A 26255-nucleotide genomic window follows, 5' to 3' on the forward strand; every position below is an offset into this window, starting at 1 on the left:
TGGCCGCCCGGTGCTCTATAACTTACGGAAACTTTTCGCGTTCGTCTGATTACTCCTGGGTATCCCCAGCGAGGAGGAGGCCAAGATAGGAGGTCTGGGTCTGCTCGTCGGGATCCAGTCCGAGGTCCCGCAGGAGGTCGAACGCCTGCTCGCGGGCGGGCCCGACCTCGCCTTCGGTTTCGACGGCAGTCTCGACTTCGACGAACTCGCCCACGCCGTCGACGCGGTCGAGCGTGACGATGAATTCTCGGATTGCGTATCGCTCACGCTCTTTACGGACGGTCGCCGCAGGATCGAATCCCAGCGACTCGGCGATCGATCGCATGACTTCGCCGTCGTGGACGCGCGTCTCGAACTCCTCGCGGGTCTTGGAGTCGGCTTCGACGAGCGGTCCCTTGTAGGTGATCCGCGTCTCGGTATCGCTTCCAACAGTCTCCTCACGGACGCGGAATGCCTCGTCTGTCGCCGCGAAATCGCGGTGGGGTGCGTCGTAGTAGGTGTCGACCTGTTCGACGCTGTCGACGTGTTCGGCCCCGAGCTCGTCGAGTCGCTGGCGGACGGCTTCGAGGTCGGCTTCGACCTTCACCTCGACTTCGTACATACCGGGGGGTCGGCGGCCCGGGACAAAAGTCGCCCGTTCGTCCGCGCGACGAAACGTTGTCCTTAAGAGTGCAAAGAGGGACAGACGAACTATGAGTAACGAATCCGAGGCCGAGGAGGCCGACGTGGACGACGTCGAAGAAGACGTCGAGAACGAGACGGCCGATGAAGAGAGCGAGGGACTCCAGCGCGGCGATTTCGTCGAACTCGATTACACCGCCTGGACCGTCGAAGGCGAACAGCTCGTGGACACGACCGACCCCGAGGTCGCCGAGGAAGAGGGCGTCGGTGAGGACCAGGAGTTCGGTCCGCGCACGGTCGTGCTGGGGCAGGGCCACATCTTCCAGGCCGTCGAAGACGACATCGTCGGCAAGGACGTCGGTGACTCCGGGACCGTCGTCGTCTCCGCAGCGGAAGCGTTCGGCGAGTACGACGAGGAAGAGGTCCGCACCGTGAGCGCGAACAAGATCCCCGAAGACGACCGCTACCCCGGTGCGCACGTCGACGTCGGCGGCGAGCACGGTCACGTCGAGACGATCATCGGCGGCCGCGCACGCGTCGACTTCAACCACCCGCTCGCGGGCGAGGACATCGAGTACGAGTACGAGATCCTCCGCGAGATCGAGGACCGCGAGGAGAAAGCCAGCGGCCTCATCGAGATGTTCCTCGACATGGAACTCGACGTCTGGTTCGAGACCGACACCGTCGAGGAAGAGCAGCTCGTCGAACCCGACGAGGACGACGAGGACGCCGAGCCCGAGACTGAAACGGTGGAGGTCGAGAAGGACACCCTCTACATCGAGGCGACGCCGCAGCTCACGATGAACCAGCAGTGGATGATGGGCAAACAGCAGATCGCCCAGCAGCTCACCCAGCAGCTCGATGTCGACCGCATCATCGTCCAGGAGGAGATCGGCGGTGGCGGCATGATGGGCGGCATGGGCGGCATGATGGGCGGTATGGGCGGCGGCGACGTCGACATCGAAGAGGCCGTCGAGGACATGGATCTCGAAGACGAGGATATCGACGCCGACGAGATCGTCGAAGAACTGGAAGACTAAACTTTTTCCACTCGGGTTCGAGTCGCGCCTCCGGCGCGCTCGAACCGCTCGTGCAAAAACTTTAGCGATCCAAAAAGGCCGGATGCTCGGTCTTCGACCTCGCATCCGGTGAAACGCCTCACTTCGTTCGGCGTATGCTTCGGTCGATAGCTACAGTTCGAACTGCTGGAAATTTGAATCGAGTCCGAATCGCGACCTCTCAGCGGTGTCGCGCATTTCAGCGGTCGAAAGCCCTGAGAGATACTCACTCAGATGGATCAGGACTGCTGTGCGGTTGGGGGCAGTTGCGAAGTAGCATACGCGCCTTCGGCGCGTTTCACCGCGAGCGCGCTACCGCACGCTCGCGGCCTTTTTCCCCAAGTTTTTGCGCTTGAGTGGTCCGCCTCGCGCCGACAGGCGCGAGTGCGAGACCCGACGCAGCAAAAAGTGGCTAGGCGATATCCCGGCTCGTGTCGATGGAGACCTCTTCGACGAGGTTGAGCTTGATGACGTTGGTCGGCGCGCGCCCGCCACGGAATTTCGGGATCGCGAGCTGGTTTTCGACCTCGTCGCCCTGGATCCGCGTGTCCATGTTGAAGATGACGTCCGCGAAGTGCTCGGTGGTGTCACGCAGCGGCGGGACCGACCGGCCGTCCAGACAGTGTAACACGGCAAGGCTGCCGGTGTTGAAGATGTGATTCTGGAGGTCGTTCATGAACGAACGGAACCGCGACGGCGGTTCTTGCTCTTCGAGGACGTTCAGCGGATCGATGATCAGATTCGATGTCTCTGGGAGCGCGCTCACCAGTTTCGAGGCGTTGTCCAGCGGTGCTTCCCCGGAGACGTGCCTGACCGTAGGCTCGCCGGTGTTGGTCGGGGAGTTCGAGAGGCTGTCGCGGATGGCCTGTTCCGACCGATCGAGCGAGAGATAGAGCGTCCCGCGCGTCGCGGTGAGTTCGTACAGAAACAGCTCTGCCTGACTCGCCGGGTTGGCGTTCAAGACGACGATACTGCCGGCCGGGATCCCCCCATCGAGCTTGCGATCGAGGACGTCGATCCCGGTCCGGAGCCGATCCTGCATGTATCGTAGGATGGTTATAGTTGCATGTGATTAAATATTGTGCTCGTATCGAATTCGACAGCAGGCAGACCTGTCAACCCGAAACATCTGGTTCGTATGGAGAATGTGATGTGTCTGGAACTGTGTCGGGAGATTCAAGAGCGTTCGCCGCGGGGATACGGTCGATGCGGCACGACCACATTATCAGTCCGAAACAGCTCTCCAGAGAGGACATCGAGGAGGTGCTGGACCGAGCTGCCGACATCGCCGCGGACCCGTCGGCATACGGGGATCGCCACGCCGGGAAGTTGCTGGGCCTGTTGTTCTTCGAGCCGAGTACGCGCACGAAGATGAGTTTCACGGCGGCGATCAAGCGACTCGGCGGCGACGTCGTGGACATGGGACCGGTCGAGTACTCCAGCGTCAAGAAAGGCGAGAGCCTCGCAGACACTGTCCGGGTCGTCGAGGGCTACGCCGACGCGCTCGTGCTTCGCCACCCCAGCGAGGGCTCGGCGAAGATGGCAAGCGAGTTCGTCGACGTCCCACTCCTCAACGGCGGCGACGGTGCCGGACAGCACCCGACGCAGACGCTGCTGGATCTCTATACGATCCGGGAGAACGCGGGGTTGGACGATCTGACGATCGGAGTCATGGGTGATTTGAAGTACGGGCGGACGGTGCACTCGCTGGCACACGCGCTGACGAACTTCGACGCCCATCAGCACTTCATCAGTCCCGAGAGTCTCCGTCTGCCGCGGTCGGTCCGGTACGATCTCCACGAGGCCGGCGCGACGATTCAGGAACACACGGAACTCGAGGAGGTGTTGCCGACGCTGGACGTGCTGTACGTGACCCGGATCCAGAAGGAACGGTTCGCCGACGAGAACGAGTACCAGAAGGTCGCGGGCGAGTACCAGATCGACGCCGAGACGCTCGAAGCTGCCAGCGACGATCTGTCGGTGATGCACCCGCTACCGCGCGTCGACGAGATCGATCACGACATCGACGGTACCGACTACGCCACCTTCTTCGAGCAGGCACATAATGGCGTCCCGGTTCGGATGGCACTGCTCGACCTGCTACTGGAGGACGACTCATGAGCGACGACCAGAAACTCCGCGTCAGCAAGATTCGCAACGGTACCGTCATCGACCACATCGCGGGCGGACAGGCGCTGAACGTCCTGGCGATCCTCGGGATCGACGGCACTGACGGCGAGCCGATCAGCATCGTGATGAACGCCCCGAGCGATCGACTCGGAACGAAAGACATCATCAAAGTCGAGGGTCGCGAGCTGAGCGAGGACGAACTCGACGTCCTCTCGCTGGTCGCGCCGGCGGCGTCGATCAACATCATCCGCGAGTACGACGTCGTCGACAAACACGTCGTCCACCGCCCAGAGGAGGTGATCGGCGTGCTAGAGTGTCCGAACCAGCACTGTATCACGACCGAGAGCGAGCCGGTCGACTCACACTTCGAGGTCCTGGACGAGGGCGTCAGGTGCACCTACTGCGATACGATCATCCGTGAAGACCTCGCCGCGCACATCCTGGCTGGCTGACCGCCGAGGGGAAAGGTTTTGTCCGGGGGAATCGTTGGATTACGTGATGTCGACGAAAGTGAAGCTACTGTTCGCCCTGCTCGCCCTCGCACTCGCGTACAAGCTCGTCGTCAAAGAGTAGCCTGCCGCTGTGAGGGGCTTGTCGTATCGTCGTTCGAACGTGACTGATTTGACGACGCGGCCACGAACTCGATCATGGTCGGCGTCGTCACGCGGAACGAACCCGAACTGACGTGGTCGGAGTTCGACCGCGCTTTCTACGAATGTAAGTCGGTCAGCGGTCGCGCTAGCGATCCCGTCAGCGAGGGGATCAACACGCTCTCGTGTTTCGCCGACAACGCTGCGGCGCGCGAACAACCAGATGTCCTCGCTCGCTCGCGCGAGGGTGAATCCGCTACGCGCGAGCGCCCCTACTTCGACTGGTCCCACATCTGCCCCACGCACGAGCCCTATCGTGAGGGATTGCTGGAGATGATCGCCGACGCAGGCGCAGCCAGCGGCGACGTCCGTCTGGACGATGTCGGGTTTCCCCGCGGAGAGTACTGTCACTGCGAGCGCTGTAACGACGCCTTCGCCGACAGCGAGTTCGACGACCGCGGGCAGTGGCGCGCTGCGGTCATCACCGAGTTCGTCGCCGACGCTCGCGAGCGCGTCCCGGGTGATTTGATCCTCGCACTCCATCCCGACCCTTATCCGGGCCATCTCTACGAGCGGAGCGGGATCGACCTCGACGCGATCGAGCCGCTGGTCGAGGAGTTCGTCGTCCCGCTGTACGACACCAGCTACGGGACGACCTACTGGCTGGAGTCACTGGCGAGTGGCTTCGCGGATTTGCTCGACGCTCGCCTGACTGTCGAACTCTACGCGGTCGACGTGGACGTGGATGCACTGATCAACGCTACGAGAGTTGCCGAAACCTATGCCGACGACGTATGCTATGGCTACGACGCGAGTACTGCGAGAGTGGCGATCCGACGCCGCTCTGCCGACGACCGCGACGGCGTCACCCACCGTCCGGACGAATCCTAATCCTCGCGCCAGGACTGGAGAACGCTCCGATCACGCGTGTCGTCGGGAAGCGTGTCGAACCACCGAGCGTCGACGATCTCACCGTCCGGATCCTCGACCGAGAGATCTGTCGCGTCGGCGCTCCCTTCGTAGATGGGCAGCACGCCCCAGGTCGTGTGGCCGTCCCCGTGGAATTCGACGCGTCCGAGGAGCGCGAGCCCTTCGAACGTCGCCGGGATGCCCGCCTCTTCGATGAGTTCGCGCCGAGCGGCACTCTCGAAAGTCTCGCTGCCGTCGACCTCACCGCCGGGCAGGACCCACATGTCGACGTCGCGGTGGCGGACGAGCAGGAGGTCGCCACTGTCGCGAGTCACGAGCACGTGCGAGCCGTAGGGGAGGCCGTTGTCGCCGATCCGCTGGGCGATCGTCCGGAAGCGTGGCCGCGAGACCCACCGCGTCTTGGTGAATCCGGTGACGTCCGCGTGCGCAGACTGGAGGCGGTGGTAGGTTCGCTCGGCCTGCTGGTCGGCTTCGTCGGCGAGATACCACAGATTGTCGACGGCCGTCATCGTTGACGATCGGGGCGGGTCGGTGTCTGTGGCCGGTGACAGCAGTCCGGAGGGGCGAACTGAGCGGTAATCATACCAGCCAGTATGGGGGTATGAAGTATAAGTCTTCGACCCGGTGGCGAATCAGTCCCTTTTTGAGCGGGACGGGAGTACCCGAACCTATGAGTTTCGAGGAAGACGACAGAGTCATCCTGCACGACGAGCACAGCGACTTCGACGGCGAGACGGGGACGGTCACCCAGAAGATCGAGACGATGTTCGGCGACGCGAACTACATCGTCAGCTTCGAGGACGGCCAGGAGCAGGGCGTCCCCGAGGACAACCTCGAAGCCGCCCCGGACGAAGACGACGAAGACGCCGACGAGGAATAGCGACGGTCGATGTCGTCGGTCCCGTTCCACTACGTCGACCTCCGGACGTTCTGTTACGCGACGGAGGACGACAAACGCGTCGAAGACGCACTTCGGACGCTGCTTCCCGAGGAGTTCGAGGTCCAGCGCACCGAGAGCGAAGGCCATCACGGCGACCGGATCGTCGTCTTCTCTGCCCGCGTAGAGAACGCCGACGACGTCCGGCGGGTACTCGATCGACTGGGCGAGTTGCCCGACGACGAGCAGGCACGACTCGTCTCGGAACTGGACGAGCGAGTCACCGCCAACACCGAGCTGTTTCTGACGCTCGATAAACAGGCAGCGTTCAACGGCCGGATCGAACTCGGCGACGGGATCAAGTTCCGTGCGAAAGTCGAGGCCTATCCTGCCTCGAAAGACGCAGCTGTCGAGAACGCGAGCGACGTGCTCGATGATCTCTGATGTACGAGGGCGTCCACGCCGACCTCGACGGTGACAGCACGGTCGCGCGGATGGCGCTAACCGCGAGCGAGTACGGGTACGAGGGGATCGTCGTCCGCAACCACGGCGACGCACTCGCGGCGTACGACGCGTCGGCGATAGCCAACGAATACGGAATCGACGTCGTCGAAGGCGTCGAGGTCAGAGCCGACGACCCCTCGCGGGCGAGCGGGTTCGTCGGCAATCACCGCGAGTCGAAGACCTTCCTCGCCGTCCACGGCGGCAGCGTCGCGATGAATCGCTTCGCAGTCGAACAACCTGCTGTCGACGTGCTGGCGCATCCGATGGTTGGCGACGGCGATTTCAATCACGTTCTAGCCAAAGCAGCGGCGCGAAACGACGTCCACGTCGAACTCTCCTTCCGACGGGTCCTCCGAGCTGACGGCGGCGCACGCGTCCAGGCGTTGCGCGACCTCCGAAAACTCCGGGAACTGCTGGCCGACGCCGGTGCTCCGTTCGTCGTCAGTGTCGACCCCCGAAGCCATCTCCAGATGCGATCACCGCGCGACCTCACGGCACTCGGTGACGTGCTCGGCTTCGAAGACGCGACTGTCGAACGCGGACTTGCTGCGTGGGGCAAACTGGCTGAGCGAAACCGCACCCGCAAGAGTGATTCGTTCGTCGAACCGGGCGTTTCCATCGACGACGACCGTTAATCTCACCTCCTCTGGTAGTCGAAATCATAACTAACGAAAAACATAATGGTCTATAGTTATAATAGTCGGGCATGGTGGGGACAGGAGTCTCACTGACCAAGCGAGTTGTCGGCGCGTTTGCGGCGATCGTCGGGGCAACGGTGGTTGGACACTCGACAGTGGGGTTGGTCGAGGCGATGGAGGCCGCCGATACCGCCGCGTACGCCTCGATCGCGGGCGTGGCGATCGGTGCGGCGGCGGCGATCGTCGGGACGATGCTCGTCTTCGGGAGTCTCTGGGCCCGGACTGCCGGAACGGTCGTCTTCCCGGCGGCAGCGGTCTTTTTCGCTCTGCGCTTCGGTGTGACTGGGAGCACGCTCTGGGCCGTCGCGGCGGGCGCGAACCTCGTGTTCTTCGTGTTGCTGTTGAGTCGACGCCCACCGCGATCAGTGGAGGTCGACGAGGAGACGAGCGGGATCTGGGTCGGGACGATTCATTGATATCGGTCCGTTCTTCATTCGGCCGTCCGTATCGGCGCCTATGAGTGACTTTGCCGCTCGCAGGATACGGCCGGGCCGCGATGGGGGACGACCGTGAAACACCTCCCAAAGCATCTCCGCCCGCGCTGGCGCTATCTCGCGGTGTCACTGGAGAACTGGCCCGAAGCCGACTTCGATCGGAACGCCTTCCAGCGTCACGTCTGGTTCGCGGCCCAGAACCTCCTGGGCGATGTCGGCAGCGCCGCGATCGATCTGACCGTGATCCGTTTCGAAAGCTGGGACGGGGGCGCCGAAGCGATCGTCCGTGTCAGGCGCGGTGAGAGCGACCGTGCGCGAGCCGTATTGGCCTGTCTCGCGGACGTCGACGGCGAGGCGGTCGGTCTGCGAGTTCGCGGGACGAGCGGCACGGTCCGGGCCTGTGAAGAAAAGTATATGGGTGGGGGGCCGGAACGAACGGGGCAGAGACACGTCGCGATCGGAGACGCCGAGCGACCGGCTGTCGTCCGTGACGGCCGCGTCGACTACCGCGATGACGACGCGTTCACCGGGGCGACGCTACTCGATACCGAGTAACTATGCAGGGAAGCCAACAACAGCAGGCGTACGATCGGGGAATCACCATCTTCTCTCCCGATGGGCGCCTCTATCAGGTCGAGTACGCCCGCGAGGCGGTCAAACGCGGGACAGCGAGCATCGGCGTTCGAACGAAAGACGGCGTCGTGCTGGCGGTCGACAAGCGCATCCGATCGCCGCTGATGGAGCGCTCCTCCGTCGAGAAGATCCACAAGGCCGACGACCATATCGGCATCGCCAGCGCCGGCCACGTCGCCGACGCCCGACAGTTGATCGACTTCGCCCGTCGGCAGGCCCAGATCAATCAGGTCCGCTACGACGAGCCGATCGGCGTCGAGACGCTGACGAAATCGGTCACCGATCACATCCAGCAGTACACCCAGGTCGGGGGCGCGCGCCCGTTCGGCGTCGCGCTGATCATCGCCGGCATCGCCGACGGCGAGCCGCGTCTCTACGAGACTGACCCGTCGGGAACGCCCTACGAATGGAAGGCTCTCGCGGTGGGCGCCGACCGCGGCGACATCCGGGAGTATCTCGAAGAACACTACGACGAGGAGATGACCCTCGACGAGGGCGTCGGTCTCGCGCTGGCGGCGCTGGCGTCGGTCAACGACGATCAGCTTTCGCCGGAAGGAATCGGCGTCGCGACCATCTCCGTCGACGACGAGCGGTTCCACGAACTCTCCGACGAGGAGAAAGAAGAACACCTCGAAGCCAACGATATCCTCGCGAGCGAGGACGACGCAGACGACGAGGACGAGTCCGACGCCGACGAAGAGTAGCGACGTCGATCACGTTTTCGCCGTCTTTTCGCCGCCTCACCCTTCGTAGGAGATCCGTTTCACGCGACCGGGCGTCGAGCGGAACTCCCAGATGTGACTGCCGTCGCGCGCCGGCTTGACGCGGTCGACCTGTTCGAGCCCCTGTTTGATACACTCCCACCACGAACTCTCGGAGTCGTATCCCGCCGGAAAGTCCTCGTAGAGGGCGTCGACGAAGTCGTTGCGTTTGGCCGTCTCCAGATCACGTAACAGCGCGAGCGCGACACCGACGGCCTGTCGACGACGGGCGACCAGTTCCTCCTCGTAGCCTGGGACCTCGATCTGGTCCAGATCAGCGATGTCTTCGCCGACGCGGCGATCCTCGCCGATGGCGTTCTGCGAGCTGTAGTCGATCCCCGAACCGACGCCGTCGCCGAGGCGTTCACGGGTCTGGGCGACCGCACGGCGGGCGAACTCGTCCAGCCGGTTGGCCTCGACGTTCGAGAGGGCGTCGGCGCTGGCCCCGAGCTTGTCGTCTTCGATCCGGGCGACGTTCGGCGCGAGGTTCGACTGCATCGGCTCCGGGACGCCCTCGGCGTCGGGGTCGGGCTCGACCGACGGTTCGATCGGCGGCGTCTCGACGTTGCGCAGATCCATGTCCTCGGCTCGGTCGGCGTAGGCAGACAGAAGGTCGGTGTACTCGTCGTCAGTCTTGATCGAAAAGCGCTGGCTGACGATCCACTGGAGGTACTCCCGGCGCGAGTCGAACCCGAGGAGATCGGCCTCGACCGCGAGACCCCGTGCGGTCTCTTCGGGCAGGTCCAGCTCGAAGGTGGACATTCGATATACAGTACATCGGTGGCTCGCATAAAACTATCACACGACACCGACGGTCGCGTGCCGGCGACGGAAACGGACGAACGAACCCGGCGTCGCTCAGTTGTGGCTGGCGTCCTGGGCGACGAGCAGGTCGAAGGACTCGTCTGCGGGTTCGTCGTCCGGCGTGAGGTAGCCCGCGGCGAAAGCCGTGTAGACCGTCCCGCCGTTGAGGCTCACGTCGAAGTCCGCGACGACGTCGCCGTCGTTGCTGTCGGTGTCGCCGCGGATCTGGACGGTGTAGTCGTTGGCTTCGACCTCGGCGTAGCCCGACCCGCCGTAGGGGACGCCGTCGAACAGCACGACGTCGCCGCCCGCGGCCGTCACGTCGACGGCGGGGGCGTCCGGCGAGGCGTGGACGACCCGGAGACGAGACTGATTGGAGCCGACCTCGGAGTTGTCGTCTTCGAGCACGAGCGGCTCGAACGGCTGGTCAGCCTGCTCGCCGATCTCGCCGATCGCCGCGATGGTGTAGTCGGTGTCGGCCGCGACCGTGACCGGCCCGGAGAACACCGAGGTGTCGGGGTCGCCAGCGGCCGTGATCTCGACGTCGTGCTCGGTCGCCGAGACGGTCAGATAGTCACTGACTGCACCGAATGGGACGTCCTCGAGGACGGCCGACCCGTCGAGATAGACGTCGACGTTGGGTGCGTTCGGCGACATGTGTGCGACCCGGACGCGACCCTCACCCGTGGGTTCCGGAGCCGCGCCGCGACCCTCGACGGTCGAGAGGAGGAGGTTGAACGGTTCGTCGCCGGGTTCGTCGTCGGGCGTCAGGTAGCCCGCCGCGAACGCGGAGTAGACCGTCCCGCCGTCGAGGGTGACCTCGTAGCTCGCCACGACGTCGCCGTCGTTGCCGTCGGTGTCGCCGCGGATCTCGACCGTGTACGTGCCGGCGTCGACCTCGACGGCGCCGGACTGGCCGTACTCGACGCCGTCGAACAGGACGACGTCACCGCCGGCGGCCGTGATATCCACCGCGGGCGCGTCGGGGGAGACGTGGAACGCCTGCAGCCGGGCAGTCTCGTCGTCGAGGTCGGAGTTGTCGTCCTCGACGATCAGTGGCTCGAATGCCTGGTCAGCCATGTCTCCGATCTCGCCGGTTGCGGCGATGGTGTAGTCCGTGTCGCCGTCGACCGTGACCGTCCCGGAGAACACTTCGGTGTCGGGATCACCGGCGGCGGTGATCGCGACCTCGTGATCACCGGCCGGCAGCGAGAGATAGCCGCTCACGGCGCCGAAGGGCACGTCTTCGAGGACTGCGTTGCCGTCGACGTAGATATCGACGTTAGGCGCGTTGGGCGACATGTGTGCCACTCGGACGCGGCCCTCCTGGGGTTCGGGGTCAGGCGCTGGGCCGCGACCATCCATCGTCGCGACGAGGAGATTGAACGGCTCGTCGCCGGGTTCGTCGTCGGGCGTCAGATAGCCCGCCGCGAAGGCCGTGTAGACCATCCCGTCTTCGAGGGTGACCTCGAACTCCGCCACGACGTCGCCGTCGTTGCTGTCGGTGTCGCCGCGGATCTGGACCGTGTAGGTACCCGCGTCGACCTCGACGGCGCCGGACTGGCCGTACTCGACGCCGTCGAACAGGACGACGTCACCGCCGGCGGCCGTGATGTCGACCGCGGGCGCGTCCGGCGAGGCGTGGACGGCCTGGAGTCGGGCCGTGCCGTCGTCCGGGGCGCTGTTGTCGTCCTCGACGATCAGCGGCTCGAATGCCTGGTCGGCCATGTCTCCGATCTCTCCGATCGCTGCGACGGTGTAATCGGTGTCCGCCGCCAGGGTCACTGTTCCCGAGAACACAGCAGTATCGGGCGAGCCTGCGGGCGTGATCTCGACGTCGTGATCGCCGGCAGACACCGAGAGATACCCACTCACGGCGCCGAAGGCGACGTTTTCGAGCACCGCGTTTCCGTCGACGTAGACGTCGACGTTGGGCGCGTTCGGCGACATGTGTGCCACGCGGAGTCGGCTCTGGGCCGGCTCCGGCGTCGGCGTCATTCCGGGCTCGGTCGTGGTCATCCCGGGTTCCGTGGTTTCCATTCCAGGTTCGGTCGTCGTGTCATCGTCGCCATTCCCGCCTCCGCTACAGCCCGCGAGGGCGATGGTCGACGCCGCTCCCATGCCAACGAGCAAGTTCCGTCGTGTCGTGAGTCGGTCCGTCATGTGCATCCGACACTGGCGTATGATAGGACATTAACAATTTTCGAGAGTTAGACTCAAATTCGTCGTGAAATCCACGAAAATGATTGGTAGAAGTCCCGTATCCCCCGTCTGACTTTCGAGGGAGATTTTAGTCTAATCCACCAAAACCCCTATACTGTCTGTTCGGATAGGACAGAGCAATGGGATCGTCCAGACTGACGGCGCCGTCTCACAGAGCGACGAACGTGGTCGCTCCCGGTCGCAGTCTACTCGACTCCGCCCCCCGACCGGTTCGCGGAGCCGCTGGTCCGGACTTCCGACCGATGGTTTATTTTAGGCTCCCCCAGAATCGAAGCGCGTATGGAGGCGGTGCTCTGGCAGACGCTCGCAGGGACGCGCGGCGGACCGAACAGGGCACGCATCATCCGCGCCCTGGACGCACGCCCCCGCAACGCGAACCGCCTCGCCGAAGACCTCGATCTCGCGTACAACACCGTTCGGCATCATCTCGATGTTCTGGAGGACAACGATATCGTCACGAGCGCCGACGAGAGTTACGGTGCCGTCTACTTACCGAGCGAGCGAGCTCGACAGCACTGGGACACAGTCGAGGATATCATCTCTCAGGTGGAACAATGACTGACCGACGACCCCGAGCCCGAGCGGTACAGGGAGGACGACCATGACGTATCTCGAGACACTACTGGACGCTGCACGTGTCGCGGCGGCACTGAACATCGTCCTCCTGACGACGTTGATCGTCATCTGGGGGCGGCTCTACCGTGAGATCCGCTCGACGTTCACCCTCGGATCGATCGTCTTCGCCGGGTTCCTGCTGGCGGAGAACGTCGTCGCACTGTGGTACTACATGAGTGCGCCGACGGCCACACCCGCGCTCCTATCGGTCCCACTGGCCGTCGAGGTCATGATGGTCCTTCAGATCCTGGAAACGTTCGGGATTGCGACCCTCCTCTACATCACCTGGCAGTGACGCGCTCCTCCCGGTTGTCTCTCGCGTCTCCTCGGACCCAGTCGTTCGGAAACACCTTTTACCCGCCCCCAAGTAGGGCCGATATATGATATCGCTTGACGAAGCCGTCACGGCCCGGCTCGAATCTCATGGCGAGCGTTTCGAGGTCCTCGTCGACCCCGACGCGGCGCTGGCGATCAAACGCGGCGAGTTCGACGGCGACCTAGAAGACGTCATCGCTGCCGAGGACGTCTTCGAGAACGCTTCGCGTGGCGATCGACCGCCCGAGAACGCCCTCGAAGAGGTCTTCGGCACGACCGACCCGATGGAGATCATCCCCGAGGTCATCAAACGCGGGGAGATTCAGATCACTGCCGAGCAGCGTCGCGAGATGCAAGAACAGAAGCGCAAGCAGTTGATCCAGCGCATCACGCGCAACGCGGTCAACCCCCAGATGGACGACGCGCCCCATCCGCCCGACCGGATCGAATCCGCTCTCGAAGAGACAGACTTCCGGGTCGATCCGATGGAGCCAGTCGAGAATCAGGTCGACGAAGCGCTCGAAGCCCTGCGACCAGTGATCCCGATTCGCTTCGACGAGGTGACTATCGCCGTCCAGTTGCCGCCGGATTACGCCGGCAGCGGGCAAGCCAAGATCAGGGAATTCGGCGATCTCAAACGCGAAGAGTGGCAAAACGACGGCTCGTGGGTCGGCGTCGTCCAGTTCCCCGCCGGGTTGCAGAACGACTTCTACGACCTCGCGAACGAGGTCTCCAGCGGCAACGCGGAGACGCGGATCATCCAGGACGAAGACGACATCAACAGACGTTGATCGAGACGCAACGACAGACGCCGATCGGCCGGCGTCGCAGAATCAGGCTTTCTTGAAGCCGAGGAAGAAGCCGCCCACGAAGCCAGCGCCGACACCGGCCGTCGAGACGAACGTCATGATCCAGTCCTGACCTTGCTCTCTGCCTTCTTTGCCCGCTTTGACGATCCCGTTCGTCAGTTTGTTCCAGTCGACCCAGATGATGTCTCGCGATTCGAGGAACTTGAACAGGACGAGCTCCAGGCCGATGATGATCGCGATCACTTTCGCGACCTTCTTTGCAGCAAATCCTATCAAAAATCCGATCGCACCGGAGCCACCGACTTCCAGGCCTAGTTGTGTGAAATTGAACTCTGCCATATGCGCCAACTCACCGTCGGGCTACATTACTCTTGTGCCCGAAAAATGACGGACGAGTCTTCCGATTCCCCGATCAGGCGGACATGTTCTGGACGCCGTCGGCCTCCAGCAGTTCCTTGTAGCGGTTGCGAATCGTCACTTCCGAGATGTCTGCGACCTCGCTGACCTCGCTCTGGGTGACGCGCTCGTTACTGAGCAGCGCCGCGGCGTAGATGGCTGCCGCAGCGATTCCCACGGGGCTCTTGCCGCTGAGCAGGCCGTCAGCGCGGGCGGCGTCGATCAGCCGGCGGGCCGTGCGTTCGACCTCGTCGGAGAGGCCGAGGTCGGAGGTGAACCGCGGGACGAAGCTCTCGGGGTCGGCGGGCGCGACTTCCAGGCCGAGTTCGCGGATGATGTAGCGATACGTCCGGGTGAGTTCCATCCGGTCGACTCGCGAGACGCGTTCCATCTCGTCGAGGCTGCGCGGGTAGTTGGCCTGTCGGGCCGCGGCGTACAGCGCGGCGGTCGCGACACCCTCGATCGACCGACCCGGGAGGAGGTCGTCTTTCAGCGCGCGACGATAGATGACGCTCGCGGTCTCGCGGACGCTCTCGGGGAGGCCGAGCGCACTCGCCATGCGGTCGATCTCGCCGAGAGCCTGCTTGAGGTTGCGCTCTTTGGAGTTCTGCGTGCGGAAGCGCTCGTTCCAGGTGCGCAGACGCTGCATCTTCTTTCGCTGGCTGGCGTTGAGACTCCGGCCGTAGGCGTCCTTGTTCTGCCAGCCGATGTTCGTCGACAGGCCCTTGTCGTGCATCATCGTCGTCGTCGGCGCCCCGACGCGGCTCTTCTTGTCTTTCTCCCGGGCGTCGAACGCGCGCCACTCGGGTCCGTGGTCGATCTCGTCTTCCTCGACGACCAGCCCACAGTCGGTACACACCGTCTCACCGCGCTCGCTATCGGTCACGAGCGCTCCGCTGCACTCGGGGCAGCGTTCGCTCTCGGCTTCGTCCGTTCGGGCGTTCAGTCGTTCCGTTTCGGCGTCTGTGGTTCGAATCGTTGTCTCGCTCATGATGGGGGAATCGAGGACGACTCGTCACTCGTCTGCCAGCGTCCTCTTACCCTATAGTTAGTGCGACAAGTATTTAAAGATTTCGCAGACATTTATATACTAAACAGGAATACCGTATATACATTGTGTTTTTCTGTGTACATAGACTTCCGTGTGAGTGGATCACACAGTAAAAAGGTGTCCATCGGTCGGGACCGAGAACAGGCCGATCCGTGCGCCGGCATCGAGCCATGCGTGGCCGTAGGAGAACGCGGCCAAGGCGTTCACCAGATCGTCCTCGTCGCGGAAGTGACGGCCGTCTTCGAGGTAGGACTCGGCCATTTCCAGGCACTCTTCCGCACCGTCCGCGAGCGGCGTATCTTCTGGCGGGGCGACGCTCGCTTCGTCCAGTGCTTCACTGAGCAGTCGTTCGTAGCGGTCGGTCTTCTCGGCGATGTCTGCCATACAGGCCCCTCGCAGCGAACCGGCCTCAAGGTTCGGACTCCGTCCCGCAAGCCGTTTGTAGGCCACTCGACTAGGAGTGGTAGTGACCGACGACGCTCCTGCAGACGCGACGATCGATACCTTCTACGACGCCCTCGAAGCGCTGGGCCAGCCCGTCGTGACGGCCTCGCGATTCGCCCAGCAGCTGGACGTGCCACAGAGCGAGGCCACCGACGCGCTCGACTCGCTTGTCGACGCCGGAACCGTCGAGCGCCAGGACGTCTCGACCGATCCCGTCGTCTACTACCCCAGCGAGTGGTCCCGGATGACCGACCGCGAGCGCGTGATCGTCTTTCCTGAACGGCGACAGCTCGTCGTCGACAAGCCCCACCAGTTCACCCGCGCACAGCTCTCGCAGTTCGCGCGGCTCGTGGACACCACGGGATCGGAGGGCTACCTTTACGAGATTACGCAGGCCGATATCTGGCAGGCCCCCTACGACGGCGTCGAAGAACTGCTGGCCACAGTGAGAGATGTCCTGCCCGAACGTCTGCCCGATCTGGAAGACTGGATCGAGAGTCAGTGGGAGCGGGCCCACCAGTTCGTCCTCCGTACGCACGAGGACGGCTACGTCGTCCTCGAAGCCGCGAGCGAGGACCTGATGGGAAACGTCGCCCGCCAGAAGCTCGACGAAGACCACCTCCGGGCGGCCATCTCGGACACCGAGAGCTGGGTCGCCGAGGAGTCGATCGCCGAGGTCAAACGAATCCTCTACGAGGCGGGCTACCCAGTCGTCGACCAGCGTGACCTCGACACGGGCGAACCCCTGCCCGTCGACCTGGATCTCGATCTCCGTCCTTACCAGCACGAGTGGGTCCAGTCGTTCCTCGAAGGCAACTCGGGCGTGCTCGTCGGGCCGCCGGGCAGCGGCAAGACCGTCGCCGCCATGGGGATCCTCTCGCGGATCGAGGGCGAGACCCTCATCCTGGTTCCGGGCCGCGAACTGGCGAGCCAGTGGCGCGACGAACTGCTCTCCCACACGACGCTCACCGACGACCAGATCGGGGAGTACCACGGCGGGACGAAGGAGATCCGCCCCGTGACCATCGCGACCTACCAGACCGCCGGGATGGACCGCCACCGGCACGTCTTCGACGACCGCAAGTGGGGCCTGATCGTCTTCGACGAGGTGCATCACGTGCCAAGCGACGTGTTCAGACGGACTGCGGATCTCCAGAGCCGTCACCGCCTCGGCCTCAGCGCGACACCCCTCCGGGAGGACGACCGCGAGGAAGAAATCTTTACACTCGTGGGCCCGCCGATCGGCACCGACTGGGACGCGCTGTTCGACGCCGGGTTCGTCGCCGAGCCCAGCGTCGAGATCCGCTACGTCCCCTGGGCCGATGAGACTGCCCGCAACGAGTACGTCAGTTCCCACGGTCACGAACGCCGCCAGCTTGCCGCCAGCAACCCCGCCAAGGTCGAGGAAGTCCGCCACCTCCTCCGCGCCCACGAGGGCGAGCAAGCCCTGGTGTTCGTCGACTACCTCGATCAGGGCCGGGAGCTTTCGGCAGCCCTCGACGTGCCGTTCGTCAGCGGCGAGACGCGCCACGCCCGTCGCTCGGAGCTGTTCGAATCGTTCCGCTCGGGGCTACGCGACACGCTGATCGTCTCGCGAGTCGGTGACGAGGGGATCGACCTTCCGAGTGCCGAAGTCGCCATCGTCGCCTCCGGTCTGGGCGGTTCGCGCCGCCAGAGTTCCCAGCGCGCCGGTCGGACGATGCGGCCGGAGGGCCAGGCCACGATGTACGTCCTCGCCACACGCGGCTCCCGAGAGGAGGACTTCGCCCGCCAGCGAATGCGTCACCTCGCTGAGAAGGGCGTCCGTGTGACCGAGTCCTCGGCCGAGAGTGTCGAGCCAGATTCGACCTGATTCGGGCCGCTCGAAGCCCCTTCTGCATGCTATCGTCCACCGTGTGAACGCGTTTCATTCGTGCAAAAGAATTAATATGTTACCCGTCACAGCACAGAGTGAAGCGATCAGGTGATCCCAATGTCCGAACTCCACATCCCGTCGCCGGCTATTGCGCCCAGCAATGGCCAGGCCGTGATCGGGGGGTCGATTTCGACCCCGGCGGTCCGCGGCGGGACTGACGGTGGATTCGGGCAGGTCTCCTGGCCCACCCGGTACAAGCCCAGTCTCGCCGCGTAACGCTCCCGACGGGGGCACGGTGCTCGCCATCGAGCGCCCGAGGGCGGCAGACTGGACGTGACCCGCGTGGGCACGCCCTTCTCTGTCGTCACTACTCCGTCGAAGCCGCTCAGCCAGCCTCGACGAGACCGTCTTTGAAGGACAGCATCGACGACGCTGTCACCGCCCGGTCTCGACGGCTCCCGCTGGCAGTCTTCGCGTGGCCCTCCAGAGACATCCCTCCCGGACAGCAGCAGCACCCGGCGCGTGGTCGCGTCCGGTCGGTTCGATTCCGGCCGCCGGCCTATGGCAGTGCAAGCCAGAACCACGACCGTGACGGCGACAGTCACCCTCTGGGTCCCTCTCGACGCGAGCGGGGATCTGACCAGCGGCGTCGAGAACGTCCTGGGCGATGTCGAGAACGTCGACGGACTCGACGTCTACGACGTGACCGAGGTCCAGCCGCGCGCGACCGACATCCAGGTCACGGCCGTCGTCGGCGTCCAGCTGGCCGTTCCCGCGGTCGAGGACCGGACTGTGCGCGAGACGCTGGCCGACGGCTTCGGCGTCATGAACGTCGGCCGCGTCGAGACCGACGCGTGATCGAGGGTATGACCGCTCCGGGTGGTCCACGCCAGCCCCGCTGGCGCGTGGGTTCGATTCCCGCACGGAGTCTCGGGGCAACCGCCCCCGCTGATAGACATGTTGCGATCACTGGCCCTCCGAGCCAACCTCCTGAAACAGGAGTACGAACGCAGTCGCATGGATCGAAACTACCGCCGCTCGCGACGCTATCGATGAGTGGCGGCCTGCGATGACGGATACTCTCCCGAGCACTCCTGAAAAGACGGTCTCTGATGGTGGGTACTGTAGGTCTGTTCCGTATCGACCGCACGAAGACGTGCGGTCAGAGCGGTAAATCGCTACAGTACCCACCATGGCATGGTCTCGACCGTCGTTTTTCGGCTGTTCTATTCGACAGTGACGACGCTTTGGAGTGTGTTAGTCGGTCGTTTCGACCGTGACCTCGTCGTCTTCGTCCTCCATCTCTTCGGTCGGTTCGTCTTCGGTATCCTCCTCGTCAGCGACCGCCGGCTCGCGTTCGAGCAGCAATCCGGCGATTCCGGCGGCGACCATCCCGACGCCTGCCGCCCGGGTGCTCGTCGCGTACCAGTTCTTGGGTTCGAGTTCCTCGACGTTCTCGAAGCCCAGTAGCCACAGCTTTGCGGTGAGTTTGAGTGCCAGCCGGGGTGCGAGAACGTAGAAGACCCCGTTGAGTACGAGCCACGCGTAGCCGAGTCTGCGACACTTGCGGAACATCATCGACACTACGAACTCCAGCGACGTGAATGCACGCCCGAACAGGGATCATTCCGGGGACCACCGCGCGTCCGACAGCGTCCGCTGGACGGCCGCCTGGCCGATGGCTCGCGCCAGCGTGTCGAAGCCGGCGCGCTCCTCGTGGTCGTCGGCGTTGGCGACCAGCCGCGAGATGATGAATTCGGGCGTCGAGCGCCCGACGGTTCCAAATCTTGGCTGGTAGTCGACTTCGAGTTCCAGGTCTGGGGTCAGTCCTTCCGCGAAAATCCCGTCGACGCGGGCCGTCTCGGGCAGTGGTTCGAGGTCGTCCGCGAGGTGGGTGACGAACACGCCCAGCGCCTCCCGGTCGACGGTGAGGGTGACCAGGCCGTGGAGGAGGTCGGCGGCGCTCCCGGGTTCGGTGATCGCCTCGAACTCGTCGACGAGCATCAGTGTATGCCCGCTCTCCGAAAGTGGTGGGACGACGTTTTTCAGTGTCGACTCCAGAACGCCGGCGTTGAAACTGGCGTGCCGTCGGTGGAAGACGATCGCGTCGACGAAGCCGATCTCGGCCTGCTCGGCCGGCACGGGCAGCCCCATCTGGGCGAGGAGCTGGATCTGAGCCAGTGTTTCGAGGAGGGTCGTCTTCCCGCCGCTGTTCGCGCCAGTCAGGACCGCAACGCGGTCGCCGCTTGGCGGAGCGTCGGCCTTCGGGAAGTCGATCGTGTGTTCGCCGATCGCGTAGGTCACTGGCTGGACTGTCTCGTCGGCGGCTTCGAGAACGACGTTCCGGGCGGCCTGGACGGCGAGGACGTCACTGTCGTCACTGAACTGCGGCCGGACGAGGTCGAATTCGAGCGCGAAGCGCGCGAGTGAGAGCAACAGCGCGATGTCGTCGACGGCCTCGACCGCGGCGTCGATGGTCTCCCGGGACGCTTCGATGGTCTCGCTGGCGTCGCTCGCCACGCTTTCGGCCCGCTCGTCGACGGCCGTCCGCAGGCCGTCTGTCAGCGAGCGCAACGTTGCACCCACGAAATCCCGGGCGTCGGTGGCCTCGTTCGGCATGGCCTCGCGGACGCGTCCGACGTCGACGCCTGTCTCGCTCACGACGTGCTCTACAACACCTTCCTCGAAGGCGTCGGGCGTCCGGATCTCCTCGCGGACAGCCTCGACGACGCCCTCGGAGCTGGCTGCCAGATCCTCGGCGGCTCCGAGTTGCTCGCGCAGGCGATCCAGTTCTTCGTCCGCGCCCGCGGCGACGCTGCCGTCAGGTTCCAGTGCCCCAAGCGCGTCGGCGGCAGCCTCCAGATCCGACGGGTCGAGTGCGGCCAGCGGTTCGAACACGCCCGAGTCGACGCCGGCCGCACCGAGTGTGCGCGCGACGTCGACGGCCGAGCGCTCGCCACCGCCGACGTCGTCGTAGCGCTCGAAGGCCTCTCGAACGGTCTCGCGGGTCGACTCGTCGAGCCCCCGCCACGTGTTCCGGGCCTCGACGACGTCGTCGAGGCGCTCGCGGATGTCGTCGCGGTCCGCCAGTGGGGTCAGGAGGCGAATCCGATCTGCAGCGTGGTCGGTCAGCGCGTACCGGCCGATGACGTCCAGCAGGTCCTTGTAGACCTCGCGGGTGTCACGCGTCGCGAGGACGTCCATCGCGGGACCACCCTCGACGCGCCGGAGGATCCGCGTCGCGCGGCCGCGACTGAGTCCGGCGTCGGTCAGCGTCCTGATATCGCCGCTCTCGATGGCCTGGATGGCAGCCTCGACGCCCAGTTCCGTCGTGAGTAGCTCCCGGGTCTTCGGCCCGATTCCCCAGTAGTCCTCCAGTCGCATAGCAGGTCGTCGGACCCGTAGCGTTTAGAGGTTTCTTCTCCCGCAGGCTCAAGACCGTCGGGTTCGAACCCGTGTACATGTCCGACGACGGAATCGACGCGTCCTGCCCGCAGTGTGGCGAGCCGATCTCGGGCCACGAGGGCCGGTGTCCGTCCTGCGGACTCGACTTCCTCGACGGCGAAGGTGGACTCTCAGAGGACGCGATCGACGCGATGCTCGCAGACGCTGGCATCGAGGGCCCAGAGGCCACCCCACACGGCGCACTTTCGACACCAAGGTGGGTCCGCTTGCTCGTCGGACTGTCTATCACCGTCCCGATGGGGCCGCTCGTGATGTTCGTCGTCGAATCCGTTTGGCCAGTCCCCCTGTTGGTGTCCGTCTTCGCGTTCCTCGTCGGTTGGCTCGTCCCCGGGTATCTGCTCTCCAGGTGGAGAGTCCCCACCGCGATCGTCGCCCTCGGTCTCCTGCTGGTCGGACTCACGTTGTCGGTGACGCCGCTCCTGATCGTGGGCGGTCGCGCGCTGCTCGGCACCGACGCCAGCGAGATCGGCACGCTCGGATCGAACGTCGTGGCCGCCCAGACAGCGTTTCTCCTGATCGGGCTGGTCGTAGTCGGGCTCGGGGCCGTGGTCTATCGTCATGCCGTCTCCCGGCGGGAGGCGTGGACCCAGCGGACCGACCAGTAACCGTTCCGACTAGTCCAGCGCGTCAGTGACCGACGTCCCGGTCGCCGAGAGGCTGGCCGTGAGCGTCCGCGGATCCGGCGGCCCGCCGTCGGTCCTGTCTGGACCGATGATCCGCACGGGCGGGGCCTCCTCACGATTGGCGAGCGCTATTGCTTCGTGAATCTCCCTCACAGATTCCCCCGCCCGATCCTCGGTGACCAGCGCCGCCGGTCCTTCTCGCCGCTTCTCGTCCGTGTGCTCGCCGATTCGAACAGTCGGTGACACGTCTGGATCGACGTCGTCGTCCGCCGCCGGCCAGACGAAACCCGACGTTTCCTCGGCGGTCGCGTCGCTCGACGCGGTCTCGGAAGAGGGGCCTTCCGTATCACTGGCGGCTGTCGCGTGCGCCGACTGTCGCCCGTTCTGGGATCCTGATTCTGGGGCCTCGTACGTCGGAATCACTGCCCCGTCTCTCTCGTGGTCCGACTCCGCCTCCCTTCGGTCTTCTGTCGATCGACCTGTACGACCCGCTGTCGCCGTCGTTGTGTTTGGAGCGGCCTCACAGGCCGTCTCTTCGGAGTCCGCACCGGTCGTCTCTTCGTGATCCGGCCGACCCTCTGCGTCTCCAGTGTCGTCCGCGGGCGGCTTTTGTTCGCCGCCGTCGACCGCGATCTGACCAGAGTCACCCCCTCCATCCCCGGCATAGACGCCGTTGGCGGCCGCGACTGTCGTGACCTCGGTGGGGCGGTCGGCGACCGGCGGTTCGACGTACGCCTGATCGCTGCCGTCGACGAGTGCGTGATGACTCCCGGATCGACACTGCGGACTGCCGTCGTCTATCCCGGGCATCCCCTCGAAGTCGTCCATCGAGATGTCGATCCCGGCCGTCCTGGCGTCCTGGACGAACGCTGCGAGCCGATCCGACCGACGGTTCGGCGGTGCGTCGAGCTGACGTCTGGCAGCGGCCAGCGCTTCGGCGGTCGTCGACGGCGTCGTCCGTTCGAGCACCCGCGAGACGTCGACGGCGTATCCCTGTTCGTTCGCGGCCTCGCACAACTGCCCGAGATCCTCGCGGACAGACGGACCGACTCTCACGTCGAGCCCGTTCGTCTGTCGAGCGTATCCAACCAGGACTGCTTCTAACGAGAGCGGTGACTCACGGAGAACCGAGCCGGCTGCGAAGACGCGCGCGGTCGGCGGTCGACCCCTCTCTTCGAGGCGCTCGATAGCTTCGGCTCCACGCTCCCGATCCCGCGAGAGCGGTTCGTCCGGAGTGAACGTCCCGATCACGCTCTCGCCCTCCTTCGACTCTCGACGCCGTAAGTCGCCCACCAGCGAGTTTCCCCTGGCGTCGTGTGTGCTGTTCGTCGATCGATGGCTGATATCTCTCTCACCCCAATCCCCCGTTGCGTACGTACAGATCCACCGATCGCCTGCCTAATATCAGTATCGGTTGGGTGCGAAACGAGCGCTCCAGTGCAGTGGCCGGTCGGCTTAAGGTGTTCGCTCACGAACGATCGATCGATGGCCGCTGGCTCGTTGTCCGGAGACGAACAGGCAGTCTCAGAGATGGCGAGCGTGATCACACTCGTCGCTATCGCGTTCGTGATCGTCTTCGCTATCGGGGCGAACGTCCTCTTTTTCGAAGCCGACACGGACGGGCCTGACACTACGATCTCGTTTCAGTACTTCGAGGAACTCTCTGCGTTGCAGGTCTCGCACGACGGAGGCGAGGGGATCCGTGCCGGTGATCTCCTCATCCAGGGCCCCCAACGAGAGGTGACCTGGGCCGAGATCGACAGAGGAATGGACGACTCTTCGATGGTCGAATCGGGAGATGCGATCCGTCTCGGTGACGCAGGTGCCTACGGTGAAACCGTCGGAGAGAACGATCGCATCGTGGTCCTCTACGCCAACGTCTCTGCCGAGACTACCGTCCTCGCCCAGTGGAACGGGACTCGTGGATAGGCATTTAACGCCACGGGCGAACGTCTTCCCGCGCCCTGTCACGCCCCGGCGGTCGGGATCGCCGACGACGACTGAGTCTCAGTCGACGCTCTCAATCGCTGCTATACGCGTCCAGCGCGTCCCACTCCTCCTCGATCAGTTCCCGGACGCCGTGAGTGAGAATCCCCTCCCCCAGGCTCGTCGCCCGGTAGTACGAATACAGTCCCTCGCGGTCGGGCTCGCTGCGCTTGCGGTTCTCGACCAACCCGACGTCGACCAGTTCGTCCAGGTGGTAGTGCAGCGTGTTGCCCGCGACGTCCAGTCGCTCCTCCAGTTCTGTCGGCGTCATCGCGCCCGCCTCGACCAGCGTCGCGAGGACGCGAAACCGCGTCTCGTTGCCGATCGCCCGCTGCATCGCCAGATACTCTGACAGCTCCAGCAGGCTCGCCTCGGGTAGGAACCCCTCCCGCCCGTCGCTGGGTTGTCGCCGCGATCGGTCACCACTCTCAGCCATACGTGAATATATAAAATGCGCCACTGTAAATGTTCGCTGACTCAATATTCGCTGAAACGGCCGCTATTTATATATGTATGGCGTGAGCGACGCCAGATATGCGCGATCGGATCATCGAGGAACTGGGGGGACTCGCACACGACCGATTGCTGGTGTATCTCATGGGTCCCTACTCGGCGTTCGACATCGGGGCAGCGCTGGAACGAGCCGACACACCAGAGGATGTCGTCGACCTTCAGGCACTCCCCGAGGCGGTCGACTTCGGAGCGCTGGTCGGGACGGATTCGGGGGTCGAAGGCCAGGAGGCGACGCTCGACCTCTTGCTCGGCGTGCGCGATTCGTTGCGGACGGACCCGGGCGTGAATGCCTTTCTGGCGATCGACGTCGACGTCCCACTGGAGGAGATGGACGCCGCGACCCAGAGCATCGAGTTCGCGCTGGCGAGCAACGCTGTGGTCTACGTCGTTCCCAAGGTCGGGAACAACCTCGGCGTTGGGATCGAGACAGGGGCAGTCCTCGAGGCGATCTTCCAGCGCGAGGCCGACCCGACCGATCACCGCGAGCGCGTCGTCTTCGTCCACGAAGCGGGTGTCACGAGCGCGATGATCGCCGCGGTCCTCGATCGCTGGGACGCCCGCGTCTACGACTACGAGGACCGCGCCGATCTCGTTCGGCAGGTCCGCCTGTTCGTCAGAGACGTCGTCCGACGCGAGCAAGTCGGCGACCTCTCGACGCTGGATGCAGAGTGATATCGGACGTGCCGAACACGTTCGGCCGTCGTATCGGGGCCTGAGAAGCTGATTCTCAGTTGAAGTACGTCGGTCGGCAAGCGTCACGTGTAGGACCCAAGTGATCACCATGTTCGACACCTCACGCCGCAAGCTGCTCGGTGCGGTCGGGCTCGGCGCGCTCGCCTCGCTCGCCGGCTGTGGCGGCGACTCCGACGGCGACCAGACTCCAGGCGCTCGGGCCAGCCAGTCGACGCCCGAACCCGCCAGCGAACCTGACGTCGACTCGGTCGCCGCCGACCCGACCGACGTTCCCGACCCGATCGAGCGCGACCACAGCGAGACCATCGAAGTCACGCTCACCGTCGAGGAGGTCACCGCCGAGGTCGAACCCGGCGTGACCGTCGACTACATGACCTTCGACGGACAGGTACCGGGGCCGATGCTCCGCGTCCGGCAGGGCGACACCGTGGAGTTCACCCTGGAGAACGCGCCCGAGAACGCCACGCTGCACAACGTCGACTTCCACGCCGTCTACGGGACCGGCGGCGGTGCAGTCGCGACGACGGCCGCCCCCGGCGAGGAGAACGCCATGCGATTCCAGGCGCGCTATCCCGGCGCGTTCATCTACCACTGTGCCGTCCCGAACATGGACTACCACATCTCGACGGGTATGTTCGGGATGATCCTCGTCGAGCCGCCGGAGGGGTTGCCCGAAGTCGATCAGGAGTTCTACCTCGGCCAGCACGAACTCTACACCAGCCACGACGCGGGGACGCCGGGTCACCACAGCTTCGACTACGAGGCGATGCGGGCCGAGGAACCGACCTACGTCCTGCTCAACGGCGAGAAGTTCGCCTACGCCGCAGACAACCACGGCCCGATGGAGGTCGATGTCGGTGACACCGCCCGCGTCTACATGGTCTCGGGCGGGCCGAACCTCACGTCGAGTTTCCACCCGATCGGCAACGTCTGGAGCGAGGCCTGGCCCAACGGCTCGGTCACCACCACGCCCGACGAGTTCGTCCAGACGATGTCCGTCCCGCCGGGCAGCTGTTTCGTCGGGACGCTGGACTTCGAGGTCCCCTCCCGCGTGAAGCTCGTCGACCACGCCCTGACGCGAGTCACTCGAAAGGGCTGTCTGGCCGAGATCGACGCGACCGGCGAGGAAGACGAGTCCATCTACGATCCGGACTTCGACGGGAGCACTCACGAGGGACCACTATACGACTGACGTGTCGACGGCCGGCTCGTGAGCAGTCTCGTCTG

General features: G+C 64.6%; 32 protein-coding genes. 20 read left to right on the top strand and 12 right to left on the bottom strand.

Annotated features, from left to right (window positions below):
• Positions 1–49: 49 nt before the first annotated feature.
• The gene (gene cyaB, locus DV733_RS13830; protein ID WP_049992582.1) at positions 50–601 is read right to left on the bottom strand and encodes a class IV adenylate cyclase; all 552 of its coding nucleotides are present in this window, start codon (positions 599–601) and stop codon (positions 50–52) included.
• 91 nt (positions 602–692) lie between these two features.
• On the opposite strand from cyaB, the gene DV733_RS13835 reads away from it, so the two are divergent.
• A complete protein-coding gene (locus DV733_RS13835) occupies positions 693–1661 on the top strand; it encodes an FKBP-type peptidyl-prolyl cis-trans isomerase (protein WP_049992583.1) in 969 nt (322 codons plus the stop codon).
• A gap of 430 nt (positions 1662–2091) precedes the next feature.
• Here DV733_RS13835 and DV733_RS13840 read toward each other — a convergent pair whose 3' ends face one another.
• Positions 2092–2721 carry an RAD55 family ATPase gene (locus DV733_RS13840; RefSeq protein WP_049992584.1) on the bottom strand — a complete coding sequence of 210 codons (630 nt, stop codon included), beginning with the start codon at positions 2719–2721 and terminating at the stop codon, positions 2092–2094.
• 164 nt (positions 2722–2885) lie between these two features.
• On the opposite strand from DV733_RS13840, the gene pyrB reads away from it, so the two are divergent.
• The 3 genes from pyrB (at position 2886) to DV733_RS13855 (ending at position 5290) form a co-directional block, all read left to right on the top strand.
• Positions 2886–3800, top strand: coding sequence for an aspartate carbamoyltransferase (pyrB, locus tag DV733_RS13845; protein WP_049992585.1), 915 nt, complete (start codon positions 2886–2888; stop codon positions 3798–3800).
• Positions 3797–4261, top strand: coding sequence for an aspartate carbamoyltransferase regulatory subunit (pyrI, locus tag DV733_RS13850; protein ID WP_049992586.1), 465 nt, complete (start codon positions 3797–3799; stop codon positions 4259–4261). The genes pyrB and pyrI overlap by 4 nt, the downstream gene beginning before the upstream one ends.
• A 195-nt stretch (positions 4262–4456) precedes the next feature.
• Positions 4457–5290 (top strand): hypothetical protein, encoded by an 834-nt coding sequence (locus tag DV733_RS13855; RefSeq protein ID WP_049992587.1) that lies wholly within the window; start codon positions 4457–4459, stop codon positions 5288–5290.
• Here DV733_RS13855 and DV733_RS13860 read toward each other — a convergent pair.
• Entirely contained in the window at positions 5287–5838 is a 552-nt protein-coding gene (locus DV733_RS13860; protein WP_049992588.1) for an NUDIX hydrolase, read from the bottom strand. The two genes, DV733_RS13855 and DV733_RS13860, sit on opposite strands and share 4 nt — an antisense overlap.
• A 161-nt stretch (positions 5839–5999) precedes the next feature.
• On the opposite strand from DV733_RS13860, the gene DV733_RS13865 reads away from it, so the two are divergent.
• The 6 genes from DV733_RS13865 (at position 6000) to psmA (ending at position 9179) form a co-directional block, all read left to right on the top strand.
• A complete protein-coding gene (locus DV733_RS13865) occupies positions 6000–6209 on the top strand; it encodes a hypothetical protein (RefSeq protein WP_049992589.1) in 210 nt (69 codons plus the stop codon).
• Positions 6210–6218: 9 nt separating this feature from the next.
• Positions 6219–6650 (top strand): RNA-binding protein, encoded by a 432-nt coding sequence (locus tag DV733_RS13870; RefSeq protein ID WP_049992590.1) that lies wholly within the window; start codon positions 6219–6221, stop codon positions 6648–6650.
• Complete coding sequence (locus DV733_RS13875) at positions 6650–7345, top strand: RNase P subunit p30 family protein (RefSeq protein WP_049992591.1); 696 nt, start codon at positions 6650–6652, stop codon at positions 7343–7345. The genes DV733_RS13870 and DV733_RS13875 overlap by 1 nt, the downstream gene beginning before the upstream one ends.
• 71 nt (positions 7346–7416) lie before the next feature.
• Positions 7417–7824 (top strand): hypothetical protein, encoded by a 408-nt coding sequence (locus DV733_RS13880; RefSeq protein ID WP_049992592.1) that lies wholly within the window; start codon positions 7417–7419, stop codon positions 7822–7824.
• A 93-nt stretch (positions 7825–7917) separates the two neighbouring features.
• Positions 7918–8397, top strand: coding sequence for an Rpp14/Pop5 family protein (locus DV733_RS13885; RefSeq protein ID WP_049992593.1), 480 nt, complete (start codon positions 7918–7920; stop codon positions 8395–8397).
• A gap of 2 nt (positions 8398–8399) precedes the next feature.
• On the top strand, positions 8400–9179 hold the full coding sequence (psmA, locus tag DV733_RS13890) for an archaeal proteasome endopeptidase complex subunit alpha (RefSeq protein ID WP_049992594.1): 780 nt from the start codon (positions 8400–8402) through the stop codon (positions 9177–9179).
• A gap of 36 nt (positions 9180–9215) precedes the next feature.
• Here psmA and DV733_RS13895 read toward each other — a convergent pair whose 3' ends face one another.
• Entirely contained in the window at positions 9216–9998 is a 783-nt protein-coding gene (locus DV733_RS13895) for a hypothetical protein (RefSeq protein WP_049992595.1), read from the bottom strand.
• 96 nt (positions 9999–10094) lie between these two features.
• Positions 10095–12203, bottom strand: coding sequence for a DUF4397 domain-containing protein (locus DV733_RS13905; protein ID WP_237560461.1), 2109 nt, complete (start codon positions 12201–12203; stop codon positions 10095–10097).
• 339 nt (positions 12204–12542) lie between these two features.
• On the opposite strand from DV733_RS13905, the gene DV733_RS13910 reads away from it, so the two are divergent.
• From DV733_RS13910 to DV733_RS13920, 3 genes are all read left to right on the top strand, one after another.
• Positions 12543–12821, top strand: coding sequence for an ArsR/SmtB family transcription factor (locus DV733_RS13910; RefSeq protein WP_049992596.1), 279 nt, complete (start codon positions 12543–12545; stop codon positions 12819–12821).
• Between the two features lie 43 nt (positions 12822–12864).
• Complete coding sequence (locus DV733_RS13915; protein WP_049992597.1) at positions 12865–13173, top strand: hypothetical protein; 309 nt, start codon at positions 12865–12867, stop codon at positions 13171–13173.
• An 85-nt stretch (positions 13174–13258) separates the two neighbouring features.
• Positions 13259–13984, top strand: coding sequence for a ribosome assembly factor SBDS (locus DV733_RS13920; RefSeq protein WP_049992598.1), 726 nt, complete (start codon positions 13259–13261; stop codon positions 13982–13984).
• A 42-nt stretch (positions 13985–14026) separates the two neighbouring features.
• On the opposite strand, the gene DV733_RS13925 is transcribed toward DV733_RS13920, so the two are convergent.
• From DV733_RS13925 to DV733_RS13935, 3 genes are all read right to left on the bottom strand, one after another.
• Positions 14027–14341 carry an FUN14 domain-containing protein gene (locus tag DV733_RS13925; protein WP_049992599.1) on the bottom strand — a complete coding sequence of 105 codons (315 nt, stop codon included), beginning with the start codon at positions 14339–14341 and terminating at the stop codon, positions 14027–14029.
• Positions 14342–14414: 73 nt separating this feature from the next.
• Positions 14415–15389, bottom strand: coding sequence for a transcription initiation factor IIB (locus tag DV733_RS13930; protein ID WP_049992600.1), 975 nt, complete (start codon positions 15387–15389; stop codon positions 14415–14417).
• A 162-nt stretch (positions 15390–15551) separates the two neighbouring features.
• Positions 15552–15833: a DUF357 domain-containing protein gene (locus DV733_RS13935; RefSeq protein ID WP_049992601.1), complete on the bottom strand. Its 282-nt coding sequence runs from the start codon at positions 15831–15833 to the stop codon at positions 15552–15554.
• 82 nt (positions 15834–15915) lie between these two features.
• On the opposite strand from DV733_RS13935, the gene DV733_RS13940 reads away from it, so the two are divergent.
• From DV733_RS13940 to DV733_RS13945, 3 genes are all read left to right on the top strand, one after another.
• Complete coding sequence (locus DV733_RS13940) at positions 15916–17745, top strand: DEAD/DEAH box helicase family protein (protein WP_049992602.1); 1830 nt, start codon at positions 15916–15918, stop codon at positions 17743–17745.
• Positions 17746–17865: 120 nt separating this feature from the next.
• A complete protein-coding gene (locus tag DV733_RS17165) occupies positions 17866–18024 on the top strand; it encodes a hypothetical protein (RefSeq protein ID WP_154019507.1) in 159 nt (52 codons plus the stop codon).
• A 291-nt stretch (positions 18025–18315) separates the two neighbouring features.
• Positions 18316–18606 carry a hypothetical protein gene (locus tag DV733_RS13945; RefSeq protein ID WP_136342360.1) on the top strand — a complete coding sequence of 97 codons (291 nt, stop codon included), beginning with the start codon at positions 18316–18318 and terminating at the stop codon, positions 18604–18606.
• Between the two features lie 399 nt (positions 18607–19005).
• On the opposite strand, the gene DV733_RS13950 is transcribed toward DV733_RS13945, so the two are convergent.
• Together DV733_RS13950 and DV733_RS13955 are read right to left on the bottom strand one after the other, a co-directional pair.
• Complete coding sequence (locus DV733_RS13950; RefSeq protein WP_174876521.1) at positions 19006–19323, bottom strand: hypothetical protein; 318 nt, start codon at positions 19321–19323, stop codon at positions 19006–19008.
• 48 nt (positions 19324–19371) lie between these two features.
• Positions 19372–21132: a MutS-related protein gene (locus DV733_RS13955; protein ID WP_049992604.1), complete on the bottom strand. Its 1761-nt coding sequence runs from the start codon at positions 21130–21132 to the stop codon at positions 19372–19374.
• Positions 21133–21209: 77 nt separating this feature from the next.
• On the opposite strand from DV733_RS13955, the gene DV733_RS13960 reads away from it, so the two are divergent.
• A complete protein-coding gene (locus DV733_RS13960; RefSeq protein ID WP_049992605.1) occupies positions 21210–21818 on the top strand; it encodes a zinc ribbon domain-containing protein in 609 nt (202 codons plus the stop codon).
• A 9-nt stretch (positions 21819–21827) separates the two neighbouring features.
• Here the strand turns inward: DV733_RS13960 and DV733_RS13965 are convergent, their stop codons facing one another.
• Entirely contained in the window at positions 21828–23129 is a 1302-nt protein-coding gene (locus DV733_RS13965) for a prolipoprotein diacylglyceryl transferase (protein ID WP_049992606.1), read from the bottom strand.
• Positions 23130–23321: 192 nt separating this feature from the next.
• On the opposite strand from DV733_RS13965, the gene DV733_RS13970 reads away from it, so the two are divergent.
• Positions 23322–23765, top strand: a complete 444-nt coding sequence (locus tag DV733_RS13970; protein ID WP_049992607.1) for a type IV pilin — start codon at positions 23322–23324, stop codon at positions 23763–23765.
• A 91-nt stretch (positions 23766–23856) separates the two neighbouring features.
• Here DV733_RS13970 and DV733_RS13975 read toward each other — a convergent pair whose 3' ends face one another.
• Positions 23857–24258, bottom strand: coding sequence for an ArsR/SmtB family transcription factor (locus DV733_RS13975; RefSeq protein ID WP_049992608.1), 402 nt, complete (start codon positions 24256–24258; stop codon positions 23857–23859).
• Positions 24259–24356: 98 nt separating this feature from the next.
• On the opposite strand from DV733_RS13975, the gene DV733_RS13980 reads away from it, so the two are divergent.
• Both DV733_RS13980 and nirK read left to right on the top strand, forming a co-directional pair.
• Positions 24357–25007: a DUF7509 family protein gene (locus DV733_RS13980; RefSeq protein WP_049992609.1), complete on the top strand. Its 651-nt coding sequence runs from the start codon at positions 24357–24359 to the stop codon at positions 25005–25007.
• A 109-nt stretch (positions 25008–25116) separates the two neighbouring features.
• On the top strand, positions 25117–26220 hold the full coding sequence (gene nirK, locus DV733_RS13985; RefSeq protein ID WP_049992610.1) for a copper-containing nitrite reductase: 1104 nt from the start codon (positions 25117–25119) through the stop codon (positions 26218–26220).
• The last annotated feature ends 35 nt before the right edge of the window (positions 26221–26255 follow it).

The sequence above is a fragment of the Halapricum salinum genome (genome assembly GCF_004799665.1).
Lineage (GTDB): Archaea > Halobacteriota > Halobacteria > Halobacteriales > Haloarculaceae > Halapricum > Halapricum salinum.

Excerpts from the sequence above, each read along its gene's own strand:
- cyaB (WP_049992582.1), bottom strand. The coding sequence starts at position 601 with ATGTACGAAGTCGAGGTGAAGGTCGAAGCCGACCTCGAAGCCGTCCGC.
- DV733_RS13835 (WP_049992583.1), top strand. The coding sequence starts at position 693 with ATGAGTAACGAATCCGAGGCCGAGGAGGCCGACGTGGACGACGTCGAA.
- DV733_RS13840 (WP_049992584.1), bottom strand. The coding sequence starts at position 2,721 with ATGCAGGATCGGCTCCGGACCGGGATCGACGTCCTCGATCGCAAGCTC.
- pyrB (WP_049992585.1), top strand. The coding sequence starts at position 2,886 with ATGCGGCACGACCACATTATCAGTCCGAAACAGCTCTCCAGAGAGGAC.
- pyrI (WP_049992586.1), top strand. The coding sequence starts at position 3,797 with ATGAGCGACGACCAGAAACTCCGCGTCAGCAAGATTCGCAACGGTACC.
- DV733_RS13855 (WP_049992587.1), top strand. The coding sequence starts at position 4,457 with ATGGTCGGCGTCGTCACGCGGAACGAACCCGAACTGACGTGGTCGGAG.
- DV733_RS13860 (WP_049992588.1), bottom strand. The coding sequence starts at position 5,838 with ATGACGGCCGTCGACAATCTGTGGTATCTCGCCGACGAAGCCGACCAG.
- DV733_RS13865 (WP_049992589.1), top strand. The coding sequence starts at position 6,000 with ATGAGTTTCGAGGAAGACGACAGAGTCATCCTGCACGACGAGCACAGC.
- DV733_RS13870 (WP_049992590.1), top strand. The coding sequence starts at position 6,219 with ATGTCGTCGGTCCCGTTCCACTACGTCGACCTCCGGACGTTCTGTTAC.
- DV733_RS13875 (WP_049992591.1), top strand. The coding sequence starts at position 6,650 with ATGTACGAGGGCGTCCACGCCGACCTCGACGGTGACAGCACGGTCGCG.
- DV733_RS13880 (WP_049992592.1), top strand. The coding sequence starts at position 7,417 with ATGGTGGGGACAGGAGTCTCACTGACCAAGCGAGTTGTCGGCGCGTTT.
- psmA (WP_049992594.1), top strand. The coding sequence starts at position 8,400 with ATGCAGGGAAGCCAACAACAGCAGGCGTACGATCGGGGAATCACCATC.
- DV733_RS13895 (WP_049992595.1), bottom strand. The coding sequence starts at position 9,998 with ATGTCCACCTTCGAGCTGGACCTGCCCGAAGAGACCGCACGGGGTCTC.
- DV733_RS13905 (WP_237560461.1), bottom strand. The coding sequence starts at position 12,203 with ATGACGGACCGACTCACGACACGACGGAACTTGCTCGTTGGCATGGGA.
- DV733_RS13910 (WP_049992596.1), top strand. The coding sequence starts at position 12,543 with ATGGAGGCGGTGCTCTGGCAGACGCTCGCAGGGACGCGCGGCGGACCG.
- DV733_RS13915 (WP_049992597.1), top strand. The coding sequence starts at position 12,865 with ATGACGTATCTCGAGACACTACTGGACGCTGCACGTGTCGCGGCGGCA.
- DV733_RS13920 (WP_049992598.1), top strand. The coding sequence starts at position 13,259 with ATGATATCGCTTGACGAAGCCGTCACGGCCCGGCTCGAATCTCATGGC.
- DV733_RS13925 (WP_049992599.1), bottom strand. The coding sequence starts at position 14,341 with ATGGCAGAGTTCAATTTCACACAACTAGGCCTGGAAGTCGGTGGCTCC.
- DV733_RS13930 (WP_049992600.1), bottom strand. The coding sequence starts at position 15,389 with ATGAGCGAGACAACGATTCGAACCACAGACGCCGAAACGGAACGACTG.
- DV733_RS13935 (WP_049992601.1), bottom strand. The coding sequence starts at position 15,833 with ATGGCAGACATCGCCGAGAAGACCGACCGCTACGAACGACTGCTCAGT.
- DV733_RS17165 (WP_154019507.1), top strand. The coding sequence starts at position 17,866 with ATGTCCGAACTCCACATCCCGTCGCCGGCTATTGCGCCCAGCAATGGC.
- DV733_RS13950 (WP_174876521.1), bottom strand. The coding sequence starts at position 19,323 with ATGTTCCGCAAGTGTCGCAGACTCGGCTACGCGTGGCTCGTACTCAAC.
- DV733_RS13955 (WP_049992604.1), bottom strand. The coding sequence starts at position 21,132 with ATGCGACTGGAGGACTACTGGGGAATCGGGCCGAAGACCCGGGAGCTA.
- DV733_RS13960 (WP_049992605.1), top strand. The coding sequence starts at position 21,210 with ATGTCCGACGACGGAATCGACGCGTCCTGCCCGCAGTGTGGCGAGCCG.
- DV733_RS13970 (WP_049992607.1), top strand. The coding sequence starts at position 23,322 with ATGGCCGCTGGCTCGTTGTCCGGAGACGAACAGGCAGTCTCAGAGATG.
- DV733_RS13975 (WP_049992608.1), bottom strand. The coding sequence starts at position 24,258 with ATGGCTGAGAGTGGTGACCGATCGCGGCGACAACCCAGCGACGGGCGG.
- DV733_RS13980 (WP_049992609.1), top strand. The coding sequence starts at position 24,357 with ATGCGCGATCGGATCATCGAGGAACTGGGGGGACTCGCACACGACCGA.
- nirK (WP_049992610.1), top strand. The coding sequence starts at position 25,117 with ATGTTCGACACCTCACGCCGCAAGCTGCTCGGTGCGGTCGGGCTCGGC.